This window comes from Streptomyces sp. NPDC049915, assembly GCF_040656475.1.
Taxonomy (GTDB): domain Bacteria; phylum Actinomycetota; class Actinomycetes; order Streptomycetales; family Streptomycetaceae; genus Streptomyces.
In genome coordinates this window covers 18,814-42,912 of sequence record NZ_JBFAMH010000036.1, presented here as the reverse complement: position 1 = coordinate 42,912, position 24,099 = coordinate 18,814, and the positions used below count along the sequence as shown (strand labels likewise).

22 protein-coding genes are annotated in these 24,099 nt (G+C 71.6%); 10 read left to right on the top strand and 12 right to left on the bottom strand.

Annotation, left to right across the window (positions count from 1 at the left end):
* Positions 1-95: 95 nt before the first annotated feature.
* From AB0J12_RS35775 to AB0J12_RS35755, 5 genes are all read right to left on the bottom strand, one after another.
* Entirely contained in the window at positions 96-1,103 is a 1,008-nt protein-coding gene (locus tag AB0J12_RS35775; RefSeq protein ID WP_363268864.1) for an esterase-like activity of phytase family protein, read from the bottom strand.
* Between the two features lie 53 nt (positions 1,104-1,156).
* Positions 1,157-2,074: a serine hydrolase gene (locus tag AB0J12_RS35770; protein ID WP_363268863.1), complete on the bottom strand. Its 918-nt coding sequence runs from the start codon at positions 2,072-2,074 to the stop codon at positions 1,157-1,159.
* Between the two features lie 77 nt (positions 2,075-2,151).
* A complete protein-coding gene (locus AB0J12_RS35765) occupies positions 2,152-3,837 on the bottom strand; it encodes a thiamine pyrophosphate-binding protein (protein ID WP_363268862.1) in 1,686 nt (561 codons plus the stop codon).
* Complete coding sequence (gene speB, locus AB0J12_RS35760) at positions 3,834-4,814, bottom strand: agmatinase (protein ID WP_363268861.1); 981 nt, start codon at positions 4,812-4,814, stop codon at positions 3,834-3,836. The genes AB0J12_RS35765 and speB overlap by 4 nt, the downstream gene beginning before the upstream one ends.
* 57 nt (positions 4,815-4,871) lie before the next feature.
* Complete coding sequence (locus AB0J12_RS35755; RefSeq protein ID WP_363268860.1) at positions 4,872-6,332, bottom strand: sodium:solute symporter; 1,461 nt, start codon at positions 6,330-6,332, stop codon at positions 4,872-4,874.
* Between the two features lie 168 nt (positions 6,333-6,500).
* Between AB0J12_RS35755 and AB0J12_RS35750 the strand changes: the two genes are divergently transcribed.
* Together AB0J12_RS35750 and AB0J12_RS35745 are read left to right on the top strand one after the other, a co-directional pair.
* Positions 6,501-7,967 carry a PucR family transcriptional regulator ligand-binding domain-containing protein gene (locus AB0J12_RS35750; RefSeq protein ID WP_363268859.1) on the top strand — a complete coding sequence of 489 codons (1,467 nt, stop codon included), beginning with the start codon at positions 6,501-6,503 and terminating at the stop codon, positions 7,965-7,967.
* 74 nt (positions 7,968-8,041) lie between these two features.
* Positions 8,042-8,830, top strand: coding sequence for a phosphatase (locus tag AB0J12_RS35745; RefSeq protein WP_363268857.1), 789 nt, complete (start codon positions 8,042-8,044; stop codon positions 8,828-8,830).
* 319 nt (positions 8,831-9,149) lie between these two features.
* Here the strand turns inward: AB0J12_RS35745 and AB0J12_RS35740 are convergent, their stop codons facing one another.
* Genes AB0J12_RS35740 through AB0J12_RS35730 form a run of 3 tightly spaced genes read right to left on the bottom strand, consistent with a single transcriptional unit; the run spans position 9,150 to position 12,288 of the window.
* On the bottom strand, positions 9,150-10,196 hold the full coding sequence (locus AB0J12_RS35740; RefSeq protein ID WP_363268856.1) for a cation diffusion facilitator family transporter: 1,047 nt from the start codon (positions 10,194-10,196) through the stop codon (positions 9,150-9,152).
* Between the two features lie 26 nt (positions 10,197-10,222).
* Complete coding sequence (tesB, locus tag AB0J12_RS35735) at positions 10,223-11,095, bottom strand: acyl-CoA thioesterase II (RefSeq protein WP_363268855.1); 873 nt, start codon at positions 11,093-11,095, stop codon at positions 10,223-10,225.
* Between the two features lie 35 nt (positions 11,096-11,130).
* Positions 11,131-12,288: an acyl-CoA dehydrogenase family protein gene (locus AB0J12_RS35730; protein ID WP_363268854.1), complete on the bottom strand. Its 1,158-nt coding sequence runs from the start codon at positions 12,286-12,288 to the stop codon at positions 11,131-11,133.
* 174 nt (positions 12,289-12,462) lie between these two features.
* Here AB0J12_RS35730 and AB0J12_RS35725 point away from each other — a divergent pair, with 174 nt between their 5' ends.
* Complete coding sequence (locus AB0J12_RS35725) at positions 12,463-12,891, top strand: DUF3592 domain-containing protein (RefSeq protein ID WP_363268853.1); 429 nt, start codon at positions 12,463-12,465, stop codon at positions 12,889-12,891.
* A gap of 15 nt (positions 12,892-12,906) precedes the next feature.
* Here AB0J12_RS35725 and AB0J12_RS35720 read toward each other — a convergent pair whose 3' ends face one another.
* The 3 genes from AB0J12_RS35720 to AB0J12_RS35710 all read right to left on the bottom strand — a co-directional run bounded on the left by AB0J12_RS35720 (position 12,907) and on the right by AB0J12_RS35710 (position 15,297).
* A complete protein-coding gene (locus tag AB0J12_RS35720; protein ID WP_363268852.1) occupies positions 12,907-13,482 on the bottom strand; it encodes a hypothetical protein in 576 nt (191 codons plus the stop codon).
* 290 nt (positions 13,483-13,772) lie between these two features.
* Positions 13,773-14,327: a GNAT family N-acetyltransferase gene (locus tag AB0J12_RS35715; RefSeq protein ID WP_363268851.1), complete on the bottom strand. Its 555-nt coding sequence runs from the start codon at positions 14,325-14,327 to the stop codon at positions 13,773-13,775.
* 1 nt (position 14,328) lies between these two features.
* Positions 14,329-15,297, bottom strand: a complete 969-nt coding sequence (locus AB0J12_RS35710) for a hypothetical protein (RefSeq protein ID WP_363268850.1) — start codon at positions 15,295-15,297, stop codon at positions 14,329-14,331.
* Positions 15,298-15,813: 516 nt separating this feature from the next.
* Between AB0J12_RS35710 and AB0J12_RS35705 the strand changes: the two genes are divergently transcribed.
* The 4 genes from AB0J12_RS35705 (at position 15,814) to tgmC (ending at position 18,865) form a co-directional block, all read left to right on the top strand.
* Positions 15,814-16,383 carry a DUF6415 family natural product biosynthesis protein gene (locus tag AB0J12_RS35705; RefSeq protein ID WP_363268849.1) on the top strand — a complete coding sequence of 190 codons (570 nt, stop codon included), beginning with the start codon at positions 15,814-15,816 and terminating at the stop codon, positions 16,381-16,383.
* 139 nt (positions 16,384-16,522) lie between these two features.
* On the top strand, positions 16,523-16,810 hold the full coding sequence (gene tgmA, locus AB0J12_RS35700; protein WP_363268875.1) for a putative ATP-grasp-modified RiPP: 288 nt from the start codon (positions 16,523-16,525) through the stop codon (positions 16,808-16,810).
* A 16-nt stretch (positions 16,811-16,826) separates the two neighbouring features.
* Entirely contained in the window at positions 16,827-17,750 is a 924-nt protein-coding gene (gene tgmB, locus AB0J12_RS35695; RefSeq protein WP_363268874.1) for an ATP-grasp ribosomal peptide maturase, read from the top strand.
* Positions 17,747-18,865, top strand: coding sequence for an ATP-grasp peptide maturase system methyltransferase (gene tgmC, locus AB0J12_RS35690; RefSeq protein WP_363268848.1), 1,119 nt, complete (start codon positions 17,747-17,749; stop codon positions 18,863-18,865). The genes tgmB and tgmC overlap by 4 nt, the downstream gene beginning before the upstream one ends.
* 13 nt (positions 18,866-18,878) lie before the next feature.
* Here tgmC and AB0J12_RS35685 read toward each other — a convergent pair whose 3' ends face one another.
* Positions 18,879-19,475, bottom strand: a complete 597-nt coding sequence (locus tag AB0J12_RS35685) for a TetR/AcrR family transcriptional regulator (RefSeq protein WP_363268847.1) — start codon at positions 19,473-19,475, stop codon at positions 18,879-18,881.
* A 95-nt stretch (positions 19,476-19,570) separates the two neighbouring features.
* On the opposite strand from AB0J12_RS35685, the gene AB0J12_RS35680 reads away from it, so the two are divergent.
* The 3 genes from AB0J12_RS35680 to AB0J12_RS35670 are packed head-to-tail and all read left to right on the top strand — an operon-like array spanning position 19,571 to position 24,098.
* Entirely contained in the window at positions 19,571-21,187 is a 1,617-nt protein-coding gene (locus AB0J12_RS35680) for a carboxyl transferase domain-containing protein (RefSeq protein ID WP_363268846.1), read from the top strand.
* A gap of 11 nt (positions 21,188-21,198) precedes the next feature.
* Positions 21,199-23,160 (top strand): biotin carboxylase N-terminal domain-containing protein, encoded by a 1,962-nt coding sequence (locus AB0J12_RS35675; protein WP_363268845.1) that lies wholly within the window; start codon positions 21,199-21,201, stop codon positions 23,158-23,160.
* Positions 23,157-24,098: a hydroxymethylglutaryl-CoA lyase gene (locus AB0J12_RS35670; protein WP_363268843.1), complete on the top strand. Its 942-nt coding sequence runs from the start codon at positions 23,157-23,159 to the stop codon at positions 24,096-24,098. The genes AB0J12_RS35675 and AB0J12_RS35670 overlap by 4 nt, the downstream gene beginning before the upstream one ends.
* The last annotated feature ends 1 nt before the right edge of the window (position 24,099 follow it).

The following is a 24,099-nucleotide window of genomic DNA, read 5'->3' as shown; positions in this document are numbered from 1 at the left end:
CGGAAGGCTCCAACGCCGACGGGCTGCGATTTCATCCCCGCGCAACAAACGGGCGGCCGACCGAGGGGTCCGGGGCCGCCGCCGCGCCCGGCCGCTCACCCGATCCGGAGCCGCAGGAAGTAGAACCGGGTCGTCTGCGCCGCGTTCTGGTTGTCGTCGCTGACCAGGGTCACTCTCAGGGTGCCGTGGTCCCGGCCGGTGACCGCCATGCCCTCGATGTTGTCGAGCACCGGGTTCGGCTGGGGCTGCTTCGCGGTGGCGCCGAGGGACGGGCAGGACGCGATGTCGGCCAGCAGGGTCTTCCCGACCGGGCGGACACCGGGCCGCCCGGTCAGCCATGCGATCCCGCTGACGTCCGTCGCGTGGCGCAGGCCGGCCAGGTAGAGGCGGACGGTGTCGCCGACGCCGGTGGTGAAGGCGCGCTCCAGGACGAGGAGGCGGCCGTGGCCGATCCCCTGGACCTCGGCGACGCCGAGGCCGGGGTCGGTGCGGTAGGCGTACTGGGCGGCGAGGCTGAAGCTGTCCGCGCGGCGCTCCCAGGTCTGGAAGCGGACGGTGTCCGCCGGGTCGCCGGTCAGCGGGTACTCCATCGATGCCAGCAGGGTGTGGCCGTCCGGCAGGAGGGTCAGGCCCTCGAAGGTGCCGTTGGGCCGTGCGCGGCCGGCCGGGGCGGCCCACAGCATGTCCGGCACCGGCAGGCGCCCCAGGAGACGGCCGTCGGGGTCGTAGCGGCGTACCGACGGCTCGATCTCGGAGGTGATCAGCCGGCTGCCGTCCCGGTCGACCGCCAGGCCCTCGGAGTCGAGCCGCGCCCCGCTCTCGTCGGCGAGCGGCACCACGGACGTCGGTGTGAGCGTCCGCCGGTCCAGGCGGAACAGGAAGGAGCGGTCGGAGAGAGCGGCCAAGGAGCCGTCCCGGTCGACGGCGAGCGCGGAGAGGTTGCCGACGAACTCCCCCCGGTACGTCTTCATGTCGAGGGCGTCGGAGAAGCCCTCGAGGGTCACGGTGGGCGAACAGGCGTGTCGTTCCTGGACGTCGGCGGGCCAGGCGGCGGTCAGGGAGGCGACCACCGCCAGGCCGGCGAGTACGGGTCCAAAGCGCATGCCGGTCACCGTAGGCGGGTACGGTGACCGGCGGGCGGCGGCGTGACGGAACGTCAGCCCGGCGGCGGCACCGCGACGAACGCCTCGCTCGGCCGGCTGGTCGGCGTGTAGCGGGCGGTGGCGGCCGGCACCAGGTCCCGGTGGATGACCTTGGCGACGTTCTGGATGGTGGTGACGCCGTAGCTCATGGTGCTGTTGTCCTGCGTCAGCACCGTGATCGTGTAGTCGTGGCCGGCGCCGTTGAAGGTGCCCAGGCTGTGCACCCGCCAGCCGTGCGTGGCCCGCTGCAGCCAGCCGTTCTTGACGTGCACGGCGACGGAGGAGGGCGCACCGGCGGGCGTACCCCAGCGCTGCGAGGAGACGACCTGGCCCATGAGCTTCAGGATGTAGGCGCGGGAGTTGTCGCTGAGCACGCTGTTCTTCGCGGTGACGAGCTTGAGCAGCTTCTGCTCGTCGGTGACGTTGACCTGCGTCAGGCCCCAGTAGCCGTCCGCGCCGGGGGTCGTCTTCGTCATCCCGGCGGCGGCGAGGAAGCCCTTGATCTTCGTCAGGCCGAGCTGCTTCCACAGCGCGCTGGTGGCGTCGTTGTCCGACTGGGTGATCATGGCCTTGGTGAGGGTGGCCTCACGGTCGGTCAGATACCGGTTGTGCTTCTTGGCGTCCCACAGCAGTGTGGCGAGCACGGTGACCTTGACGGTGCTCGCCGAGTCGAAGCTGCTGGTGGCGCGGAGCGTGCAGGTCGTGTTGGTCGTACGGTCGTAGACGCCGAGCGCGACGGTACCCGTGCGGCCGGCGAGCGCCCCCGTGATGTCCTTCTGCAGTTTGGCGGCGAGGCCGGCCTTGGCCGACGTGCAGCTTACGGTCGTTGGCGCGGCGGCGGCGGGCGTGGCGGCGACCACGCCCGGAACGAGAACGCCCGCACCGACGGCGGCGGCCAGCAGACGGGCGCGCCTGGATATCCCCTGAGTCATACCCCTGTTGACGCACGAATTCGACCGAATGGTTGTACGGCTCGGCAGGGTGGTGACTCAAAAGCGGGCGAATGACCTCAGTTGAGGTGCGTCGGCGCGAACATGCGCAGCACGGCGGGAAGTACGACCACCGACGGGCCCGGCGTCGCGAGCGCCTTCGCCAGGTCGGCCTCCAGGGCTTCGGGGGTGGTGCGCACGCCCGGTACCCCGAAGGATTCCGCCAGGGCCACGTAGTCCGGGCGGGTCAGCTCGGTCGCCGTGGCCTGGCCGAAGGCGTCCGTCATGTACTCGCGCAGGATGCCGTAGCCGCCGTCGTCGACGATCAGCCAGGTGACGTTCAGGCCGTACTGGCGGGCCGTGGCCAGCTCGGCGATGGAGTACAGGGCGCCGCCGTCGCCGGAGACCGCCAGGACCGGGCGGGCCGGATCGGCCGCCGCGGCGCCGAGGGCGGCCGGGAAGCCGTAGCCGAGGCCGCCGGCGCCCTGCGCGGAGTGCATGGCGTTGGGGGCCTTGGCGTCGAACGCGGACCACGCCCAGTAGGCGAGGATCGTCATGTCCCAGAAGGAGGGCGCGTCGGCCGGCAGCGCGCGGCGCACCGACGCGAGCACCTGCTGCTCCAGCGTGAGGTCCTGGGCGTCGATCCGCTCGCGGACCTTGGCGAGCAGGTCCCGGACGCGCTCGGGGGTGGTCGGGTCGGGGCGCTCGGTGACGGTCTCCAGGAGGGCCTGCAGGGCGAGCCGGGCGTCGGCGTGGATGCCGAGGGCCGGATGGTTGGACTCCAGCTTGCCGAGGTCGGCCTCGACCTGGATCACGTGGCCCCGGGGGGCGAACGTGTGGTAGTTCGAGGAGAGTTCACCAAGGCCCGAGCCGACGACCAGCAGGACGTCGGCGTCCTCCAGGAAGTCGGTGGTGTGCCGGTCCTCCAGCCAGGACTGGAGGGACAGCGGGTGCTCCCAGGGGAAGGCGCCCTTGCCGCCGAAGGTGGTGACCACCGGCGCCTGAAGCTTCTCGGCGAGCGCGCGCAGCTTGCCGGAGGCGTCCGCGCGGACCACTCCCCCGCCCGCGATGATCGCGGGCCGCTCGGCGCGCGACAGCAAGTCGGCCGCCACCGCCGTCAGTTCGGGGCGCGGGACCAGCTCGTCCGGGGTGGCGTCCAGCGCCGTCACCACCGGCAGGCGGGTCCCGGCGAGCAGCACGTCCTGCGGGATCTCCACCCACACCGGGCCGTGCGGGGCGCTCAGCGCCGACTTCCAGGCCGCCGCGATCGCGGACGGGATCTGGGACTGGGTGCGGACCGTGTGCACGGACTTCACGACCCCGCGGAAGGAGGCGGCCTGGTCGGGCAGTTCGTGCAGATAGCCGTGGCGGCCGCCGCCGAGGCCGGCCGTCGGGATCTGGCTGCTGATCGCCAGGACGGGGGCCGAGGCGGCCGCCGCCTCCTGCAGCGCGGCCAGCGAGGTGAGGGCTCCGGGGCCGGTCGACAGCAGCAGCGGGGCCGCCTCACCGGTGATCCGGCCGTAGGCGTCGGCGGCGAAGCCCGCGTTGTTCTCCACGCGCAGGCCCACATAGCGCAGGTCGGAGCGGCGCAGGGCGTCGAACATGCCGAGGGCGTGCTGGCCGGGCAGGCCGAAGACGGTCGTCGCGCCGAGCCCGGTCAGGGTCTCCACGACCAGGTCTCCGCCGTTGCGCCCGGCGGGCGGATTCAGCGCGGCCTCCGTCTGGGCGGCACTCGGACGGAGCTCCAGGTCGTGGTCGTGGGTCACTTGCCCTCGTTCTCCTTGCGGGCGGCCGCGATCTGGCGGCTCATGATGGTGGTCAGTTCGTACGCCGTGTGGGAGGCCGCCACCGAGGTGATCTCGGCGTGGTCGTAAGCGGGGGCCACCTCGACGACGTCCGCGGAGACCAGGTTGCACGAGGCCAGGCCGCGCAGGATCTCCAGCAGCTCGCGGGAGGTCATGCCGCCCGCCTCGGGGGTGCCGGTGCCGGGGGCGTGGGCCGGGTCGAGGCAGTCGATGTCGATGGAGATGTACAGCGGGCGGTCGCCGATGCGCTGGCGCAGCTGGTCGGCGATCTCGTCGGCGCCGCGGCGGTAGACGTCCGCGGAGGTGACGATGCCGAAGCCCATCTTCTCGTCGTCGGTGAGGTCCTGCTTGCCGTACAGCGGGCCGCGGGTGCCGACGTGGGAGAGCGCCTCGGTGTCGAGGATGCCCTCCTCCACCGCGCGGCGGAACGGGGTGCCGTGGGTGTACTCGGCGCCGAAGTAGGTGTCCCAGGTGTCCAGGTGGGCGTCGAAGTGGAGCAGGGCGACCGGGCCGTGCTTCTTCGCCACCGAGCGCAGCAGCGGCAGCGCGATCGTGTGGTCGCCGCCGAGGGTCATCAGGCGGGCGCCGGTGCCGAGGAGGTCGTCGGCGGCGGCCTCGATCGTGTCGACGGCCTCGTTGATGTTGAAGGGGTTCACGGCGATGTCGCCGCCGTCGGCCACCTGCGCGAGGGCGAACGGGGAGGCGTCCTGCGCCGGGTTGTAGGGGCGCAGCAGCCGGGACGCCTCACGGATGGCGTTGCCGCCGAAGCGGGCGCCCGGCCGGTACGAGACGCCGGAGTCGAACGGCACGCCCACGACGGCGACATCGGCGCGGCCGACCTCGTCGAGGCGGGGCAGCCGGGCGAAGGTCGCGGGGCCGGCGTACCGCGGGATGCGGGACGAGTCGACGGGCCCGCGGGGCGTCTCGTTGCTGCTCATGGGAACTGCCTTCTTTCTTACGCTTCGTCGCGTATGTACTGCTTGGTCCCTATGATTTTACTGGGGAGCCGGGACCGGTTCGGACAGGGGTTCGGCGGTCCGGCCGGCCAGGCGCTCGCGCCAGGCGGTCAGGACGGCCGCGTCGGTGGGCTTCGTCGCGAGGGAGACGACGACGTAGGAGGCGAGGGAGGCCAGCAGGCCGTAGTAGACGGGCTCGTTGGCGAGGATGCCGTAGCCGGCCATCAGGCCGATGACGGCGAGACCGCCGACGATCACGGCGGCGAGCGCGCCCTGCACGGTGCCGCGCTTCCACAGCAGCCCGCCGAGGATCGGCACCAGCAGCCCGCCGACGAGCAGGTTGTACGCCACGGTCAGCGCCTCTACGACGTTGTTGAGGGCGATGGCCGTGCAGATCACGGCGATGCCCATGATGAGGATGAAGGCGCGGTTGCCCTTGACCTCGTCGTGCTCCTCACCGGAGTTTTTGACCATGCCGCGCAGCCGGGACCAGATGTCGTTGTTGGCGACGGTGGCGCAGGCGATCAGCGCGCCGGAAGAGGTCGACATCACCGCGGCGAGGGCGGCGGCGAGCACCAGGCCGCGCACACCGATGGGCAGTTCGTCCTTGACGATGGTGGCGAAGGCGTCGTCCGGGCTGCCCAGCTTGGGGTACAGGACCTTGGCGGCGGTGCCGATGACGGCGCCGGCGAGGGCGTAGACCAGGCAGTAGGTGCCGGCGACGGTGCCGCCGTACCGGGCCGTCCTGTCGCTGCGGGCGGTGAACACGCGCTGCCAGATGTCCTGGCCGATCAGCATGCCGAAGGTGTAGATCAGCACATAGGTGAAGATCGTCTCGCCGCCGATTCCCAGCGGGTCGAAGTACGAGGTCGGCAGCTTGGCCTTCATCTCCGAGAAGCCGCCCGCCTTGACCACGGCGATGGGCAGCAGCAGGAGCAGCACGCCGATGGTCTTCACGACGAACTGGACCATGTCGGTCAGCGTGATGGACCACATGCCGCCGAGCGTGGAGTAGGCGACGACGATCGCGCCGCCGAGGATGATCGCGACCGTGCGGTTCATGTCGAACAGGACGTCGAAGATCGTGGCGTAGGCGATCGTGGAGGTCACCGCGAGCATGAGGGTGTACGCCCACATGACCACGCCGGAGATGACGCCGGCCCTGCCGCCGTAGCGCAGGTCGAGCATCTCGGAGACGGTGTAGACCTTCAGCCGCGCGATGCGCGCGGAGAAGAAGACCGACAGGGCGAGCAGGCCGAGGCCGATGGTGAAGACCATCCAGGCGCCGGAGAGTCCGTACTGGTAGCCGAGGCCCACGCCGCCGATGGTGGAGGCGCCGCCGAGGACGATGGCCGCCATGGTGCCGGAGTACATCGCGGGTCCCAGGCGGCGGCCCGCCACCAGGAAGTCGCTCTTCGACTTGGCGCGGCGCATGCCCCACCAGCCCATGGCCAGCATGCCGGCCAAGTACAGGACGATGACTGTGTAGTCGACGGCCATGGGGCCTCCTTCCACCGTTCTCGGTGGCGTGTCGTGAAAGTGAGGGAAGAGTCGGCAGCGGTTCGCGGGGACATCCGCCCGTACCCGCGGCTGCCGGTTCCCACCTGACACTAGGTGGCCGAAAAGCGACTGCGAAGTGTACGTTTCCTCCATTCGTACGACCGGTAGATGGAGGGAGTGCACACCGTGGCGGAGCAGCCCGTACCCCCCACGCCACCCGTTCCCCTCACCTCGCTCCTGGCCCGTGAGGACCTGGCCCTGCGCCAGATCGCCGGGCCCCGCGACGCAGGGGTCGCCATCCGGTGGGCGCACACCTCCGAGATGTCCGACCCCTACCCGTATCTGCTCGGCGGCGAGCTGCTGCTGACCGCGGGCGTGCACATCCCCGACGCCGCCGGGACGAGCACTTACTTCGACGACTACGTCTCCCGGATCGTCGCCGCGGGCGGCGCCGCCCTCGGCTTCGGCGTGGCGCCGGTGCACGACACCGTGCCGCGCGCCCTGGTCGAGGCGTGCGAGGCGCAGGGGCTGCCGCTGCTGGAGGTCCCGCCGCAGACCACGTTCTCCGGGGTCGCCCGGGCGGTGTGGCAGCTGATGGCCCAGGCCCGCCTCGCCGAACTGCGCCGGGTCACCGAGGCCCAGCAGTCCCTGGCGGCCGCCGCGGCCCGCCCCGACCCGGTGCCCTCGGTGCTGCGCCAGCTCGCCCAGCGGGTGAGCGGCCGGGCGGTGCTGTACGGCCCGGAGGGCGCCCGGATCGCCGAGGCGGGCCGGGAGCAGCCCGAGGAGGCCATGGGCGCGCTCGCCGAACTGGCCGCCGTGGTCACCCGCCGCTCCTCCACCACCGCCACGGACACCGCCGCCGGCGTGCATCTCGCCGCCTACGCCCTCGGCGCCGGTCAGGGCTTCGCACTCGGCGTCGCCGCCACGCAGCGCGACCCCGCCGACCACACCATCGCCTCGGTCGCCGCCGTCCTGCTCACCCTGCTCACCGGCGAGCACCAGAGCGGCACGGGCGCCGCCCGCTCCTCCGCGTTGGTCCGGCTGCTGCTGGGCGCGGCACCCGAGGAGGTGGCCGCGCTGCTCGGCGCGGACAGCCGGGTCGTCGTACACGCCGTCCCCGACGGGCAGGCCCCGGACCCGATGGCCGCCTCCGCGCTCGGCGCGGCCCTCGGCACCCCGCTGGTGGACCTGGCCGACGACGCCGTACGTCTGCTGGTGCCCGCCGACCACGACGTGCTGGAGCAGTCCGGCTGGACGCTCGGCGTGAGCGCGCCCGCCGGCCCGGCCGACTGGGCGGCAGCCGACCGCCAGGCCGCCCGCGCGCTGGCCCGCGCCCGCGCCGGCCGCACCCCGCTCGTCCGGCACGACGCCCGCCCCGCGCTGGCCGACCTGCTGCCCGCCGAGGAGGCCGCCGCGCACGCCCGCGCCCTGCTCGCCCCGCTCACCCCGGCGCTCACCGAGACCCTGCGCACCTGGCTGTCCCTGCACGGCAGCTGGGACCGCACCGCCGTCGCCCTGTCCGTGCACCGCAACACCGTCCGCCAGCGCATCGCCCGCTGCGCGGCCCTGCTGAACGCCGACCTGGACGACACGGACGTACGGATGGAGCTGTGGCTGGCGCTGAAGCAGATGTGAGGCGGCACGTGACGCGCGTCCCAGCGGCCGGTACGCCGTCGGCTCGCACAGCGATCTGCCTCACAATGGTGACCATGCCGATACCCGGGACGCCCAGCCGCGCCGAACTCGTCGCCCACCTCGTCCGCACCCGTATCGCGGGCGACGTCGCCACGCCCCGCGAGAACAACCTCTCCCACTACCGGCAGCTGGCGAACGGCAACCGTCACTACTGGCTCGGCCTGGAGCTCGGCGACCGCTGGAGCGACGAGCAGGACGTCCTCGCGGTGATGGCGGAGCGGGTCGGCGTCAACGACGACCCCGAGTACCGCTACGGCCAGGACACCATCGACCCGGAGCTGACCGTCGACGCCCTGGAGCGCATGGCGGGGCGGCTGCGCAAGGCGGCCGACGGCGCACAGCGGGTGCTGTTCGCCACCGGGCACCCCGGCGGCCTGCTCGACGTGCACCGCGCCACGGCCGCCGCGCTGCGGGCGGCGGGCTGCGAGATCGTCGTCATCCCCGAGGGGCTGAGCACCGAGGAGGGGTACGTCATGCAGTTCGCGGACGTGGCGGTGCTGGAGCACGGGGCGTCGCTGTGGCACACCCACTCCGGTGAGCCGATGCGGGCCATCCTCACCGGCCTGGAGCGCGAAGGCCGCCCGCTGCCCGACCTGGTCGTCGCCGACCACGGCTGGGCCGGGTACGCCGGGCAGCACGGCGTGGACTCCGTCGGGTACGCCGACTGCAACGACCCGGCGCTCTTCCTCGCCGAGGCCGAGGGCACCCTGCAGGTCGCGGTGCCGCTCGACGACCACGTGGTCAGCCCGCGCCACTACGACCCGATGACGGCGTATCTGCTGGACCAGGCGGGTCTGGCCTGATCCGGCCGCGTCAGGGGGCCGGGCGAGAGGGCCGAGCGGGGTACGCGTCCACCCGGCCGCACCTCCTGCCCCGCGGGGCGGCACTCGCTGCCGGAGAGTCGGGGGCACATCCCCCCCGACGACACGGAGACAACATGCTCCGGCGTGTCTCGCTCGTCCTGGCCGGTCCGCTCGCCGCCGGCTTCGTGGCCGCGGCCCCCGCCTCCGCCGACGTCACCGACGTCGACGTGTGCTGGAACTCCGGCTCCGCCGGATCGGCCTGCCATGTGCACGCGGCGTCCTTCGACGCCGGGTGCGCCCACGTCCGGCTGACGCGAGGTCACGGCGAGGCGGGTGAGTTCCCCGGCGGGGACTCGCCCGCCTCCTCGTGCGGCGTGAGGTCGGGGGTCTGTGCCGCGATCTGAGCCGCCCGCCCCGGCGTGGGGTCCAGATAGACCCGTCCGATCGCGGGGAGCAGCTCCCGCAGCCGCCGTTCGGCCTGCTCGCAGGCCCGCTCGATCTGCGCGGCCGTGGACACGTCCCGGAAGTCGACCTTGGCCGCCACCAGGGCTTCCTGCGGACCCTGCACGAGGGTGGTCAGCTCCAGTACGGCCTCGATCTCGTCCACGGCCAGCAGCTCCCGCCTGATCCGCTCCCGCATCGTCTTCGGCAGCGGACGCCCGATCAGCAGCTCGGCGTTGGAGCGGCCCAGCACCCAGGCGACGTAGAGCAGGAGAACGCCGATGCACAGGGACGCGAGCGCGTCCCACACGCCCGACCCGCTGAGCTGCCCGCCGAGCAGCCCGCCCGCGGCCAGCACCAGGCCGACCAGCGCGGCGGAGTCCTCCAGCACGACCGCCTTCACGGCGGTGTCCGGAGTGTGCCGCAGGTAGTGCCGGAACGGCACGTCGAGCCGGGCCGCCTCCCCGCGCGCCTGCCGCACGCCCGTGCGCAGCGAGAAGCCCTCCAGCAGGAAGGCCACGGCGAGGACGACGTACGACAGGAGGGGGTCGCCGAGTTCCTCGCCCGCGAGGAGGGTGTGGACGCCGTCGTAGAGGGAGAAGACGGCGCCGCCGACGAAGGTGGCGACGGCGGCGAGCAGCGCCCAGATGTACCGCTCGGGCCCGTAGCCGAGGGGATGGTCCTCGTCGGCGGGTTTCTCGCTGCGTTTGAGAGCGGTGAGCAGCAGGACCTCGGTGACCGTGTCGGCGACCGAGTGCGCGGCCTCGGACAGCATCGCGCTGGAGCCGCTGATCACCCCGGCGACCGCCTTCGCCAGGGCGATCCCGAGATTGGCGAGGGCGGCGACGATCACGGTGACCGTGGACTCGCCGCCGCCCTGCGGTGCGCTCTGCTGCGCCTGCTGTTGCGCCTGGTGTGGGGCCATGCCCCTCAGTGTTCCCGGGAGAGCCTTCAGTGTTCCCGGGGAACGCGGACCACGCCCTCCTGGATCACCGAGATGGCCAGTCGCCCGTCCTGGGTGTAGATCCGCGCCTGACCGAGGCCCCGGCCGCCGGAGGCCGACGGGGACTCCTGGTCGTACAGCAGCCACTCGTCGGCGCGGAAGGGCCGGTGGAACCACATGGCGTGGTCCAGCGAGGCGCCGACCACGTCGCCGACGGCCCATCCGCCGCGCCCGTGCGCGAGCAGCACGGAGTCCAGGAGGGTCATGTCGGAGACGTAGGTAGCGAGGACGACGTGCAGCAGGGGGTCGTCGTCGAGCTTGCCGTTGGTGCGGAACCACACCTGGGAGTGCGGCTCGCGCGGTGCGCCGAAGCGGCCGTACGGCGGCTCGTCCACGTATCTGAGGTCGATCGCCTCACGCGCTTCGAGGAACCGCTCGACGACGTCCGGGGCGAGGTGGTCGTAGCCGCGCAGCCGTTCCTGCGAGGTGGGCAGGGCGGCGGGGTCCGGGGCGGGCGGCATGGGGGCCTGGTGGTCGAGGCCCTCCTCGTACACCTGGAAGGAGGCGGACAGCGAGAAGATCGGCCGGCCGTGCTGGATGGCGACCACGCGCCGGGTGGTGAAGGAGCGGCCGTCCCGGATGCGCTCGACGTCGTAGACGATGGGCGCCCCGGGGTCGCCCATGCGCAGGAAGTACGCGTGCAGCGAGTGGGGGAGCCGGTCCGCGGGGACCGTCCGCCCGGCGGCGACCAGCGCCTGGGCCGCGACCTGCCCGCCGAAGACGCGGGGGACGACGGCGGAGCGGGACCGGCCGCGGAAGATGTTCTCCTCGATCTGCTCGAGGTCGAGCAGATCGAGGAGATCCTGGAGTGCCTGGCTCATGGCAGTAGTTGTACCGGCCAGCGATTCCCGGTGTCCTACAGACCCATGTCCTTCGCGATGATCGTCTTCATGATCTCGCTGGTGCCGCCGTAGATACGGTTGACGCGGTTGTCCGCGTACAGGCGGGCGATCGGGTACTCGTTCATGTAGCCGTAGCCGCCGTGCAGCTGGAGGCAGCGGTCGATGACGCGGTGGGCGACCTCGGTGCAGAACAGCTTGGCGGAGGCGGCCTCGGCGGGGGTCAGCTCACCGGCGTCCAGCGCCTCGGTCGCGCGGTCGGCGACGGCCTCGGCGGCGTCGACCTCGGCCTGGCAGGCGGCCAGCTCGAACTTGGTGTTCTGGAAGTGGGCGACCGGCTTGCCGAAGACGGTGCGCTCCTGCACGTACTGCTTGGCGAACCGGACGGCGGCCTTGGCCTGCGCGTAGGCGCCGAAGGCGATGCCCCAGCGCTCGGAGGCGAGGTTGTGGCCGAGGTAGTAGAAGCCCTTGTTCTCCTCGCCGAGCAGGTCCTCGACGGGCACCTTGACGTCGACGAACGCCAGCTCGGCGGTGTCGGAGGTCTTCAGGCCCAGCTTGTCCAGTTTGCGGCCGACGGAGTAGCCCTCGGACTTGGTGTCGACGGCGAAGAGGGAGATGCCGTGGCGGCGGTCCTCGGCGGTCGGCGCGGCGGTGCGGGCGCACACGATCACGCGGTCGGCGTGGACGCCACCGGTGATGAAGGTCTTGGCGCCGTTGAGGACGTAGTGCGTGCCGTCCTCGGAGAGCTTGGCGGTGGACTTCATGCCGGCCAGGTCCGAACCGGTCCCCGGCTCGGTCATGGCGATGGCCCACATCTCCTCGCCGCTGACGAACTTCGGCAGGAACCGCTTCTTCTGCTCGTCGGTGGCGAGCATCTTGATGTACGGCAGGGCGAGCAGGACGTGCACGCCGGAGCCGCCGAACTGGATGCCCGCACGAGAGGTCTCCTCGTACATGACGGCTTCGAACTTGTGGGTGTCCAGGCCCGCGCCGCCGAACTCCTCCGGCACGCTGATGCCGAAGATGCCCAGCTCACCGAGCTTGTAGTAGAAGTCGCGCGGCGCCTGGCCGGCGGCGAACCACTCGTCGTAGACGGGGACGACCTCGGCCTCGATGAAGGCGCGGAGGGTCTCCCGGAACGCCTCGTGATCCTCGTTGAACACCGTACGGCGCACGGCCGCCACCTCCACGTACGTCGACTGTCTAAGCGCTTGCTCACTTCCCACGGTACCGGCGAGTAGGGAAGCGCGTCCAGAGGGGGAGGGTCGTAACGCTCGTCACGCCCGATGGCGAACGACGCACGACGCACGTGCGGCAACCGGCACCCCCGCCCGCGCGTCGCACAGATCATGCAACCGGTAGGGCTCTTCTCGCTCATCCCGCTGACGGTCGGCGCGGGTTTCCTCGGCTTCGGCGTCTCCGGCCTGCGCCGCGCGGAAGCCCTGCGCCGCACGGGTGTCACCGCGCGGGGCCGGATCGTCCGCCACGACACCCGGCGCAGCGACGAAGGAGGCCCCCGGTATCACCACCCCGTCGCGACCTGGACGACCGAGGACGGCCGCGCGTACACGCACGCGTCACGCTTCGGCCGCGACAAGGTCGTTCCCGGCTTCGGCGTGGGCGCGTCGGTCGTGGTCCTCTACGACCCGGCGAAGCCCAGCCGGTTCATCATCCAGGGCTGGGACACGCCGGTGGTCGACAGAGTGTTCACGGTGCTGGGGGCGGTGCTCACGGCGGGGACGGTGGCAGTGGTGCTCGTGCTGGCCGTCACCCTCTGAGGGCGGCGCCGTGGGTCATTCCTCCTCGGGCTTGAGCCGCAGGCCGGCTTCCCACGCGAGATCCTGCCGGTAGACGACCGAGCCCTGGCGGTACCAGACCCGTATGCCTTCAAGACCGTCCTGTGCCGCCCCGGTCACCTTCACGCGGGCCAGCAGGCAGGCGTCGGCACGGCCGTGAGCGGGCACGCGGACCGGACGCTCGCCGTGGACCCCGGCACCGGGCGCCGCCCCCTGCGGGAACGACGCGTCGTCCATGACTCCCAGAATGCAGACGCCGTCGCCGTCGACAGCCGACACGCCGTAGCGCAGCACCCGGAGCCCCTGCGGCACGTGCACCCACTGAGCCCGCACCACGGTGAGCGGTTCCGCGGTGACATTGCCCGCCAGGGGCATGCTCACCCAGTACTCACCACCGACCCGGACGTGCTCGGAGCCGATCTCGCCGCCCCCTCTTGCGTCGAGCCCCCGCCCCTGCGCCCAGTCCCGGGCCCGGTCACCGCCGGCGACCCCGCTCAGCAACACCAACGCGGCGACCACGACCACGGCCCGCCGCACCCCCATGCCCACGGCTCTGCCCCGCACACCGACCATGACGACTCCCCCCTTTTTTGATCACTGCGGAGGCATCAGATCACGCGACTGACGTGGGCGGAAGCCTGCGTCACCACCGCCGGTAGGCACCTACCCGCCACCACCCGCAGCCACCAACCCACCCGGCGCCCATGCGAGGCGCCCCCGCGCCCCACACCTCGACCGGCCGCCCAGCCGACCCGATCGACGACCCACCCGGGCCCCGCTTTCCTCGGGGCCCTACAGCCACGTCGCCGGTGAGCGGCCACTACAACTCACAGCCTCCGTCACAAGGCGTCGGCTGCCATCGCCTACCCGACCGCTGCGCCGCTCAACTGCAGCACCAGCGCGTCGTACAGGGGAGCGTCGGGGAACGGCAAGACCTCGCCGCGCCACTCGTATCCCCAGGACTCATACAGCCTTCGGACTCGCGGATGTTCGCGCTCGACGAGGAGTGTCACGCGTTCTTCGGACCTGTCGCTCAGCAACGCGTCGTGGATCTTCCGTGCCGCCCCGGTTCCGCGAACCTCTTGCACCACCATCAGCTCGGACAGCGCGAAAGTGCGGCTTCCCGTCTCCGTGATCACATTTGCGGCAACGGGGGTTCGCAGACCGGTCCACCATCGCGTGTCCGGCTGAAGCGTGCAGCCGTAGGCGTAGCCGATCGGCCGACCGTCGAGATAGCCGCAAACCGCTCCGAACCCGGGGACTTCCGTATTCCAGCCGAGTCTCTCGTCGAAACGTTCGACATGGTGGAACTCCTCCTGGAGCCGGTCCGCGTAGATCTCGGCGTACACCCGAAGCAGCTGGGGGCGGATGTCGTTCAGGCTTTCCGCGTCCCTGCGCTCCAGCCGCAATCCGTCCATTTCACGCTCCTGTCTGTCGGGTCCGTTCCAGGAAATCGGCAACGGCCGGTACCCGTGCGTGGGGTGTCAGACGGCACCGCAGATCGTCGAGTTTGTTCCGCACCCGCTCGCTATGCAACCGGCTGGCCAACTCAGCGGCCCTGCCTGCCTCGACGGCGGCCTGCTCGACCTTGCCGCCGTCGAGAAGTGCCTGCGCACGTTGCACGGTGTAGTACACACGGTTCCGCTCGAAACGTGGCTCCAACATGGTGAGCGCGTCGGCGGTCAGTCGCTCTGCCCGCTCGTACTTGCCGAGGGCCTGATGGGCGGCACCGGCCAGGCCGGTGATCTCGCCGGGGGTGAGGAAGGAGAGCCAAGGGGCGGGCTCGTCTCCGGCGCGGTCGTAGGCAGTCTCGGCGCGGGCGAGAGAGCGCTCGGCTCTGGCTCGTTCACCTGTGCGGGCATATCCGACGGCCTGGCGGCAGTGCAACAGTGCCATCAGCCAGGGGTCTGTCCTGGCCTGCCGGGTCTCGACGGCTGCCCGCCCGATCCGCAGCGCCTCACGGTCCCGGCCAAGCAGACGGGCCTGCATGGCGAGGTTGGACCACACCCGGGCCTGCAACATTCCATCGGCCGACAGCATGCCCGCCTGGAGGGCCTGACTGTAGAGGCGGCTGGCGTCTTGCTGACGGCCCGCGTCGTAGGCGAACCATCCTGCTGAGGCGGCAAGGTCACCCATCGCGGAGTACAGGAGACGTTCCACGCGCTCGCCATAACTACATCGGTTCAATGTGTGCTGGACTCGTCGCAGGGCGTCCATCGCCACCGCGTGCAGGGCGCCGCCACCCAGTTGGTGATCATGCCTGTAGAGGGCCGGGACGAGCGCCCGAATGCGGTGCACATCGCTGGCCCCCAACCGGCCCTCCACCGGAATGACGTCCAGGCCGAGTGCGGCGGCAAGGCCGACCGCGACGAACTCGCGGCGTTTCACGGTGCGGTGCTCCTTTGTGGCTACCGGCTGCGGAGGCACGCTCGGCATCCGTGACGTTTTGCGCGGGGTGAAGCCCATGCCCTCCGGACTGCGCCCGAAGATTCTCTGGAGAGGCAGAAGGTACCGGGCCCATGGCCATTGCACTTCGCCGCTGATCCATCGGCGGACGTGGCGGTCGGTGCATTGCGCGGGCTGTCCGAATAACTCCTGGGCTACCTGATTCACCTCCTCCGCGAGCCCGGCGTGTGTGTACCCGAACTCGGCCAGCAGCGCTTCAAGTTTCGCGTTCCTGTGTCTGGCCACAGTTTCTCCCCCGGCGCCGTTGTCCCTGCGCTTCGACGGTAGCCCTGGAGAGCGCCGTCGTTGAAAAACGTCCGGTCGACGGCAAGTAACTGCCCCAGAACTGACCTGATGTGGGGGTGGGCATTTCGGGTTTCCTCGGAGAACAACGCTGACCCCGGCGACCGCGCGAACGGCCCCGGGGCATGGCCAACGCTGCAGAGGAGCGTCGACACCATGCAAGCTACCTCCCCGAACGACCCGGGGGTCAAGATGACCCTGCGCGTGTACCAGGTGGACCGCTACGGCACCGTCACCCAGGACCGGGGGACGGTCAAGGTCCTGAACAGTGATGAGCCGTTGTCGCTCTCGACCGCCTACCCGCCGTGCGGGTGCCAGACCTGCCGGGCCACACGGAGGGGCGGTGCTGTGAACACTCCCCCGAACGGCAGCAACGCCACCGCCCTCATCGATATCGCCACCATCCGGGAAACCATCGAGCGCATCCTCGGCCCGGAAGGCGCCGAGGCACCGCCTTCGGCGCCCATCGAGGTGGAGACCGGCACCGCCGTCCTGCGCGGCCACCTGGAGCTCCTGATCCCCGAAGTCGCCAAGAGGGCGGCCCGACTGCCGAAGGACAGCGTCTCCCGCTACTGCGCCCTCGCCTGCATCGGCGAGGCCCGCCGCAAGCTGGACGCAGAGCCCAGTCCCCGCTTCGGCGGCCCCGCCGGTCACGCCCGCCGCCTGGCCCGCGTCCTGCGCGCCCTGTGCGACCACTACGAGAACGCGGGCCACGCCCAACGGTGAGCCCTGCCGGTCCGCGCCCCGGTACCGACGCGGACACCCGGCTGACGTACCCCCACGGCGACCGCAGGGTCAGGGTCGCAACCAACCAAGACTCCCGTACGCAACGCACCGCCTCACAGCAAAGGAGCACCCCTTGTTCGTGCACTCCGACCGACTTCCGACCAGCTCACCGCTGCCGTCCGGAACCCGTACACCTGCCCCCTGGAGTCTGAGCCGCATGGCCCCGTACCCCACCATGGCCCCGGACTACGCACGCGCCGAGATCGACCCGGTCACCCAGGCCACCGTCTTCTTCGACGCCGACGGGCGCGTCATGGAGATGCCCGGCCACGGCACCAGCACCGGCACGGCCCCGTCCACCGGCACCAGCCCCGACGGCAACGGCTCCACGCAGGACAGCGACACCGGCAGCGACGGCGACCAGTGAAGGGACCAGGCCGGTACTGGTCGTCACCAGCCTGTACGACCCCACCTCCGACGTGGTGATCCGCGAGCTGCACGGCAGGGGTGTCCCGGTCGTGCGGCTCGACTCCGGGGATTTCCCGGCATCACTGTCGATGGAAGCCGAGGTCACCGATCGCGGCATCCGGGGGCGTATCTCCACCCCGACCCGCACTGCGGACCTGTCCCGCATCCGCGCCCTCTACTACCGCCGCCCCTCCGGCTTCTCCTTCCCGCACCTCACCGAGCAGGACGCCCGATTTGCCGTCACCCAGGCCCGCTACGGCCTCGGTGGCGTGCTGGCCTCCCTGCCGGGCTGCCTGTACGTCAACCACCCGCACCGCATCGGTGACGCGGAGTTCAAGCCCTCGGGGCTGGCCGCAGCGGTGCGGGCCGGCTTCGACGTACCGCCCACGCTCATCACGTCCGACCCGGACGTCGCCCGGGCCTTCATCAAGCGGTACGGCTCGGTCGTCTGCAAGCCCCTGCAGAATCCGGTGTATCTGGTCGACGGCGACTCATCCGTCGTCACGGTCGCCGAGGTGACGGACGAAGACATCGACGACCGCGTGGCCGGGACGGCCCACCTGTTCCAGGAACGCGTAACGAAGACGGCCGACGTCCGTGTGACCGTCATCGGCTCCCAGGTGTTCTGCGTCCGCATCGACTCGGACCTCCTCGACTGGCGCCCCGGACACAGCCGCCTGACCTACACCCCCATCGAGCCGCCGCCCGGCATCGAGACCGCACTGCGCCGCTATCTGCGCCACTTCGGGCTGGTCTTCGGCGCTTTCGACTTCTGCGTGGACGGCGACGGCCGATGGTGGTTCCTGGAATGCAATCCCAGCGGCCAGTGGTACTGGCTCCAGACGGAGACCGGTCTGCCCATGCTGACGGCCCTGGCAGACCTGTTGGAGAGGACATGACCGACCACCCCCAGCTCCTCGCGTCGCTCATCGACACCCTGTCGGCCGGAGGCAACCTGCGCTCACCCGCGTGGAAGCGGGCGGCCGAAGCAGTCCCCCGGCACGAGTTCCTCCGCGGCGGCTTCTTCCGCCGTATCCAGAACTCCGTGCCTTCCGCCTGGGAGCCGGTCCTGGAGAGCGACCCCGGCTGGCTCGAAGCCTGTTACAGCGACGAGTCGCTGGTGACCCAGATCGCCGGCACCGTCGTACCGACCGACATCCGCGGCCGCATCCTGCGCGAGCCGACGAGTTCCAGCACGCTCCCCTCCCTCGTCCTGCGCATGCTGGAGGACCTCCAGGTCGAACCAGGTATGCGCGTGCTGGAGATCGGCACCGGCACCGGCTACTCGACCGCGCTGCTCACCCAGCGGCTCGGCGAGGAGAACGTCACCTCCATCGAGTACGACGAGGACGTGGCCGTCAGGGCACGCACCGCCCTCGGCCGGCTCGGCATCCACCCGACGCTCGTCACCGGGGACGGGCTGGACGGCTACGCCGAGGGCGCGCCCTACGACAGGATCATCGCAACCTGCGGCGTACGGACGATCCCCGCGCCCTGGATCGAGCAGACCCGGCCCGGCGGGCTCGTCCTCGCCACCGTCGGCGGCTGGCTCGGCGCATCGGAGCTGGCCCGGCTGACCGTGCACGCCGACGGCACCGCGTCCGGGCCTCTGATCGGCGGGCGGGTCAGCTTCATGCTCGCCCGGCCGCACCTTCCGCCACCGCTGGACCTTCTGCCGGACCTCAGCGCCGGCAAGGAACGCGAGACCTGCCTCGGCGCCGGCGTCCTCGACGACTGGACCTGCCGGTTCATCGTCCAGGCGGCCGTACCGGAGGCACAGCGTCTCGCCCTGGCACACGACGGGCGCCATGAGGACGTGCTCCTCGACGTCGCATCCGGCTCGTGGGCCGCCCTCCACCACGACGGCCGACGGTGGACCGTACGGCAGGACGGGCCGAACGCCCTCTGGGACACCGCCGAAGAGCATGTGCGCCGCTGGCAGGCCGCCGGTGCGCCCGGGCTCGAGCGATTCACCGTCCATGTCACGCCCGGCAAGCACAGCTACCGCTGGTAGATCACACCGTCCGCTACGACGCCTCCGCCGCCGAGAACGCCCCCCGAGCCATCCGGTGCAGCAGTTCCGCCGTCACCCCCCGGCCGGGCAGCGTGCCGCCGCGGCCCAGGTGGGGGGTGGAGTTCAGCAGACCGAAGACCGAGTGCACCGCGGAGCGCGCCGCCGCCTCCCCCAGCCCCGGGTACACCTCCCGTACGACCTCCACCCACAGCTCGACGTACTGCCGCTGCAGCTGGCGCACCAGCTTGCGGTCGCTGTCGCGCAGGCGGTCCAGTTCGCGGTCGTGGAGGGTGATCAGCGGGCGGTCGTCCAGCGCGAAGTCGATGTGGCCCTCGATCAGGGAGTCCAGCACGGTGCTCGCCGGTACCCCGTCCGCCTCCGCCACCCGCAGTTTCGCCCCGGTCAGCAGCCGTCCGCTGATCCCGACGAGCAGCTCGGCGAGCATCGCGTCCTTGCCCGGGAAGTGCCGGTACAGGCCGGGTCCGCTGATTCCCACGGCCGCGCCTATCTCGTCGACGCCGACGCCGTGGAAACCGCGTTCGGCGAACAGCCGGGCAGCCGCCTTGAGGATCTGGTCGCGGCGGGTCGGGGCGTCGGTTCTGGTGGCCATGCCGTCAATTCTAGACAGGCAGGTTAGCGGTCGTTAACCTGGAGGAAATGGTTAACGCTCATTAACAGTGATCACTGGGTGAGGGGACCGCAAGGATGCAAGAGGCACCGGAGCTGACGAGCGCGGCCGATCCCGCGTCGGAGGCCTGGCAGGCCAACGAGGAGGCGCACCGCGCTCTCGTCGATGAGCTGCGCGGCAAGCTGGCCGCCGCCCGCCTGGGCGGAGGTGAGAAGGCGCGGGCACGGCACACCGCGCGCGGCAAGCTGCTGCCGCGGGACAGGGTGGACACGCTGCTCGACCCGGGCTCGCCCTTCCTGGAGCTGGCGCCGCTGGCCGCCGACGGGATGTACGACGGGCAGGCCCCGGCGGCGGGCGTGATCGCCGGGATCGGCCGGGTCAGCGGCCGTGAGTGCGTGATCGTCGCCAACGACGCCACCGTCAAGGGCGGCACGTACTACCCGATGACCGTGAAGAAGCACCTGCGCGCCCAAGAGGTGGCGCTCGACAACCGGCTTCCCTGCCTGTACCTCGTCGACTCCGGCGGCGCCTTCCTGCCGATGCAGGACGAGGTCTTCCCGGACCGTGACCACTTCGGGCGGATCTTCTACAACCAGGCCCGGATGTCGGGCGCCGGGATTCCGCAGATCGCCGCCGTCCTCGGCTCGTGCACGGCGGGTGGCGCGTACGTCCCCGCCATGAGCGACGAGGCCGTCATCGTCCGCAACCAGGGCACGATCTTCCTCGGCGGTCCGCCCCTGGTGAAGGCCGCCACCGGCGAGGTCGTCACGGCCGAGGAGCTGGGCGGCGGCGAGGTCCACTCCCGCGTCTCGGGCGTCACCGACCACCTCGCGGAGGATGACGCGCACGCCCTGCGGATCGTGCGGAACATCGTCGCCACCCTCCCGGCGCGTCCCTCCCTGCCCTGGCAGGTCGCGCCCGTCACAGAGCCCAAGGTCGACCCCTACGGCCTCTACGGCGCCGTGCCCGTCGACTCCCGCACCCCCTACGACGTCCGCGAGGTCATCGCCCGTATCGCCGACGGCTCCCGGTTCGCGGAGTTCAAGAGCGAGTTCGGGCAGACCCTCGTCACCGGCTTCGCCCGGATCATGGGGCACCCGGTGGGGATCGTCGCCAACAACGGCATCCTGTTCGCCGAGTCGGCGCAGAAGGGCGCGCACTTCATCGAGCTGTGCGACCAACGCGGCATCCCGCTGGTGTTCCTGCAGAACATCTCCGGGTTCATGGTCGGCAAGGACTACGAGGCCGGCGGCATCGCCAAGCACGGCGCGAAGATGGTCACCGCCGTCGCCTGCACGCGCGTGCCGAAGCTGACCGTCGTCGTCGGCGGGTCGTACGGCGCGGGCAACTACTCCATGTGCGGCCGGGCCTACTCGCCCCGCTTCCTGTGGATGTGGCCCAACGCCAAGATCTCCGTGATGGGCGGCGAGCAGGCCGCCTCCGTGCTCGCCACCGTCAAGCGGGACCAGATGGAAGCGCGGGGTGAGGACTGGGCCGCCGAGGAGGAGGAGACCTTCAAGGCGCCGATCCGCGCGCAGTACGAGCGGCAGGGCAACGCCTACTACGCCACCGCCCGCCTGTGGGACGACGGCGTCATCGACCCGCTGGACACCCGCCAGGTCCTCGGGCTCGCCCTGACGGCCTGCGCCAACGCGCCCCTGGGTGATCCCCAGTTCGGCGTCTTCCGGATGTGAGGAGGGGACTCGTGTTCGACACCGTACTCGTGGCCAACCGGGGCGAGATCGCCGTCCGCGTCATCCGCACCCTGCGGTCCATGGGCGTGCGCTCGGTGGCCGTCTTCTCCGACGCCGACGCGGACGCCCGGCACGTCCGGGAGGCCGACACGGCGGTCCGTATCGGTCCGGCGCCGGCCGCCGAGAGCTATCTGTCCATCGAACGGCTGCTGGAGGCCGCCCGGAGCACCGGCGCGCAGGCCGTCCACCCGGGCTACGGCTTCCTCGCCGAGAACGCGGCCTTCGCCCGCGCCTGCGAGGAGGCCGGGATCGTCTTCATCGGTCCCCCGGCCGACGCCATCGCGCTGATGGGCGACAAGATCCGCGCCAAGGAGACCGTGCGGGCGGCCGGCGTGCCGGTCGTGCCGGGCTCCAGCGGCAGCGGGCTCAGCGACGACCAGCTCGCCGACGCAGCCCGCACGATCGGCATGCCCGTGCTGCTGAAGCCGTCGGCCGGCGGTGGCGGCAAGGGCATGCGGCTGGTGCGGGACGCCGACCGACTGGCCGACGAGATCGCCGCCGCCCGCCGCGAGGCCCGCGCCTCCTTCGGCGACGACACGCTGCTGGTCGAGCGGTGGATCGACCGGCCCCGGCACATCGAGATCCAGGTGCTGGCCGACGGCCACGGGAACGTCGTCCACCTCGGCGAGCGCGAGTGCTCGCTGCAGCGGCGCCACCAGAAGATCATCGAGGAGGCGCCGAGCGTGCTCCTCGACGAGGCCACGCGCGCGTCGATGGGCGAGGCGGCCGCGCAGGCGGCCCGCTCCTGCGGCTACCGCGGCGCGGGCACGGTGGAGTTCATCGTCCCCGGCGGCGACCCGTCGCAGTACTACTTCATGGAGATGAACACCCGTCTCCAGGTCGAGCACCCGGTCACCGAGCTCATCACCGGCCTGGACCTGGTGGAGTGGCAGCTGCGGGTGGCGGCCGGTGAGCCGCTCGGCTTCGGGCAGGACGACGTCCGCCTCACCGGGCACGCGATCGAGGCCCGTATCTGCGCCGAGGACCCGGCGCGCGGCTTCCTCCCCTCGGGCGGCACGGTGCTCAAGCTGCGCGAACCCGACGGCTGGGGGTCCCCCCTGCTCGGAGAGCTTGGGGGAGGGGTGCGCACCGACTCCGGGCTCAGCGAGGGCACCGAGGTCGGCAGCCTGTACGACCCGATGCTGTCCAAGGTCATCGCATACGGCCCCGACCGGGCGACCGCTCTGCGCAGACTCCGCGCGGCCCTCGCGGAGACGGTGACGCTCGGCGTGCAGACCAACGCGGGCTTCCTGCGCCGGCTGCTCGCACACCCGGCGGTCGTCTCCGGCGACCTGGACACCGGGCTGGTGGAGCGGGTGGTGGACGACCTGGTCCCCACCGGCGTGCCGGAGGAGGTGTACGAGGCGGCGGCGGCCGTACGTCTGCACGCGCTGAAGCCGGAAGGGGACGGCTGGGTCGATCCCTTCTCCGTGCCGAGCGGCTGGCGGATGGGCGGCACGCCCAAGCCCGTCTCCTTCCCGCTGCGGGTCACCGAGCCCGTGGACCACACCCCGCGCGGCACCCACACCGTCACCGGCGACACGGTCACCGTCACCCTCGACGGCGTCCGGCACACCTTCCACCACGCCGCCGACTGGCTCGGCCGGGACGGCGACGCCTGGCACGTGCGCGACCACGACCCGGTCGCCGCGTCCCTCACCCGCTCCGGGCACGCGGGCGCCGACTCGCTGACCGCGCCGATGCCGGGCACGGTGACGGTGGTGAAGGTGGCCGTCGGCGACGAGGTGGCCGCCGGGCAGAGCCTGCTGGTGGTGGAGGCGATGAAGATGGAGCACGTCATCTCCGCCCCGCACGCCGGCACGGTCGCCGAACTGGACGTCACCCCCGGCACGACGGTCGCCATGGACCAGGTGCTGGCCGTGATCACCCCGCACGAGGAGGCGGCGCGATGACTGCTCCCGGACTGCCGATGACGGTCCCGGCCGCCGGGCTGCCCGCCCGGGTGCGCATCCACGAGGTCGGTGCGCGCGACGGGCTGCAGAACGAGAAGGCCGCCGTGCCGACCGAGGTGAAGGCGGAGTTCGTCCGCCGCCTGGCCGAAGCCGGCCTGACCACGATCGAGGCGACCAGCTTCGTGCACCCCAAGTGGGTGCCCCAGCTCGCCGACGCCGAGCAGCTGTTCCCCCTCGTGAGCGCGCTGCCCGTGGACCTGCCGGTGCTGGTGCCGAACGAACGCGGCCTGGAGCGGGCGCTGGCGCTGAAGGCGACCCGGGTCGCCGTGTTCGCCAGCGCCACCGAGTCCTTCGCCAAGGCCAACCTCAACCGCACGGTGGACGAGGCGCTCGCGATGTTCGCCCCGGTGGTGTCGCGGGCGAAGGCGGAGGGCGTCCATGTCCGCGGCTATCTGTCCATGTGCTTCGGCGACCCCTGGGAGGGCCCGGTCCCCGTCGACCAGGTCGTCCGGGTCTGCCGGACGCTGCTGGACCTGGGCTGCGACGAGCTGAGCCTCGGCGACACCATCGGGGTGGCGACCCCGGGGCACGTCACCGCGCTGCTGACCGCGCTGAAGGAAGCCGGAATCGGCACCGGGTCCCTGGGCGTGCACTTCCACGACACCTACGGCCAGGCCCTCGCCAACACCCTGGCCGCGCTGCAGCACGGCGTCACCACCGTCGACGCCTCCGCGGGCGGCCTGGGCGGCTGCCCCTACGCGAAGTCCGCCACCGGCAATCTCGCCACCGAGGACCTGGTGTGGATGCTGCACGGCCTCGGTATCGACACCGGGGTCGACCTCGGCCGTCTCGTCGCCACAAGCGTCTGGATGGCCGAACAGCTGGGCCGCCCCAGCCCCTCCCGTACCGTCCGCGCCCTCTCCCACAAGGACCAGTGAT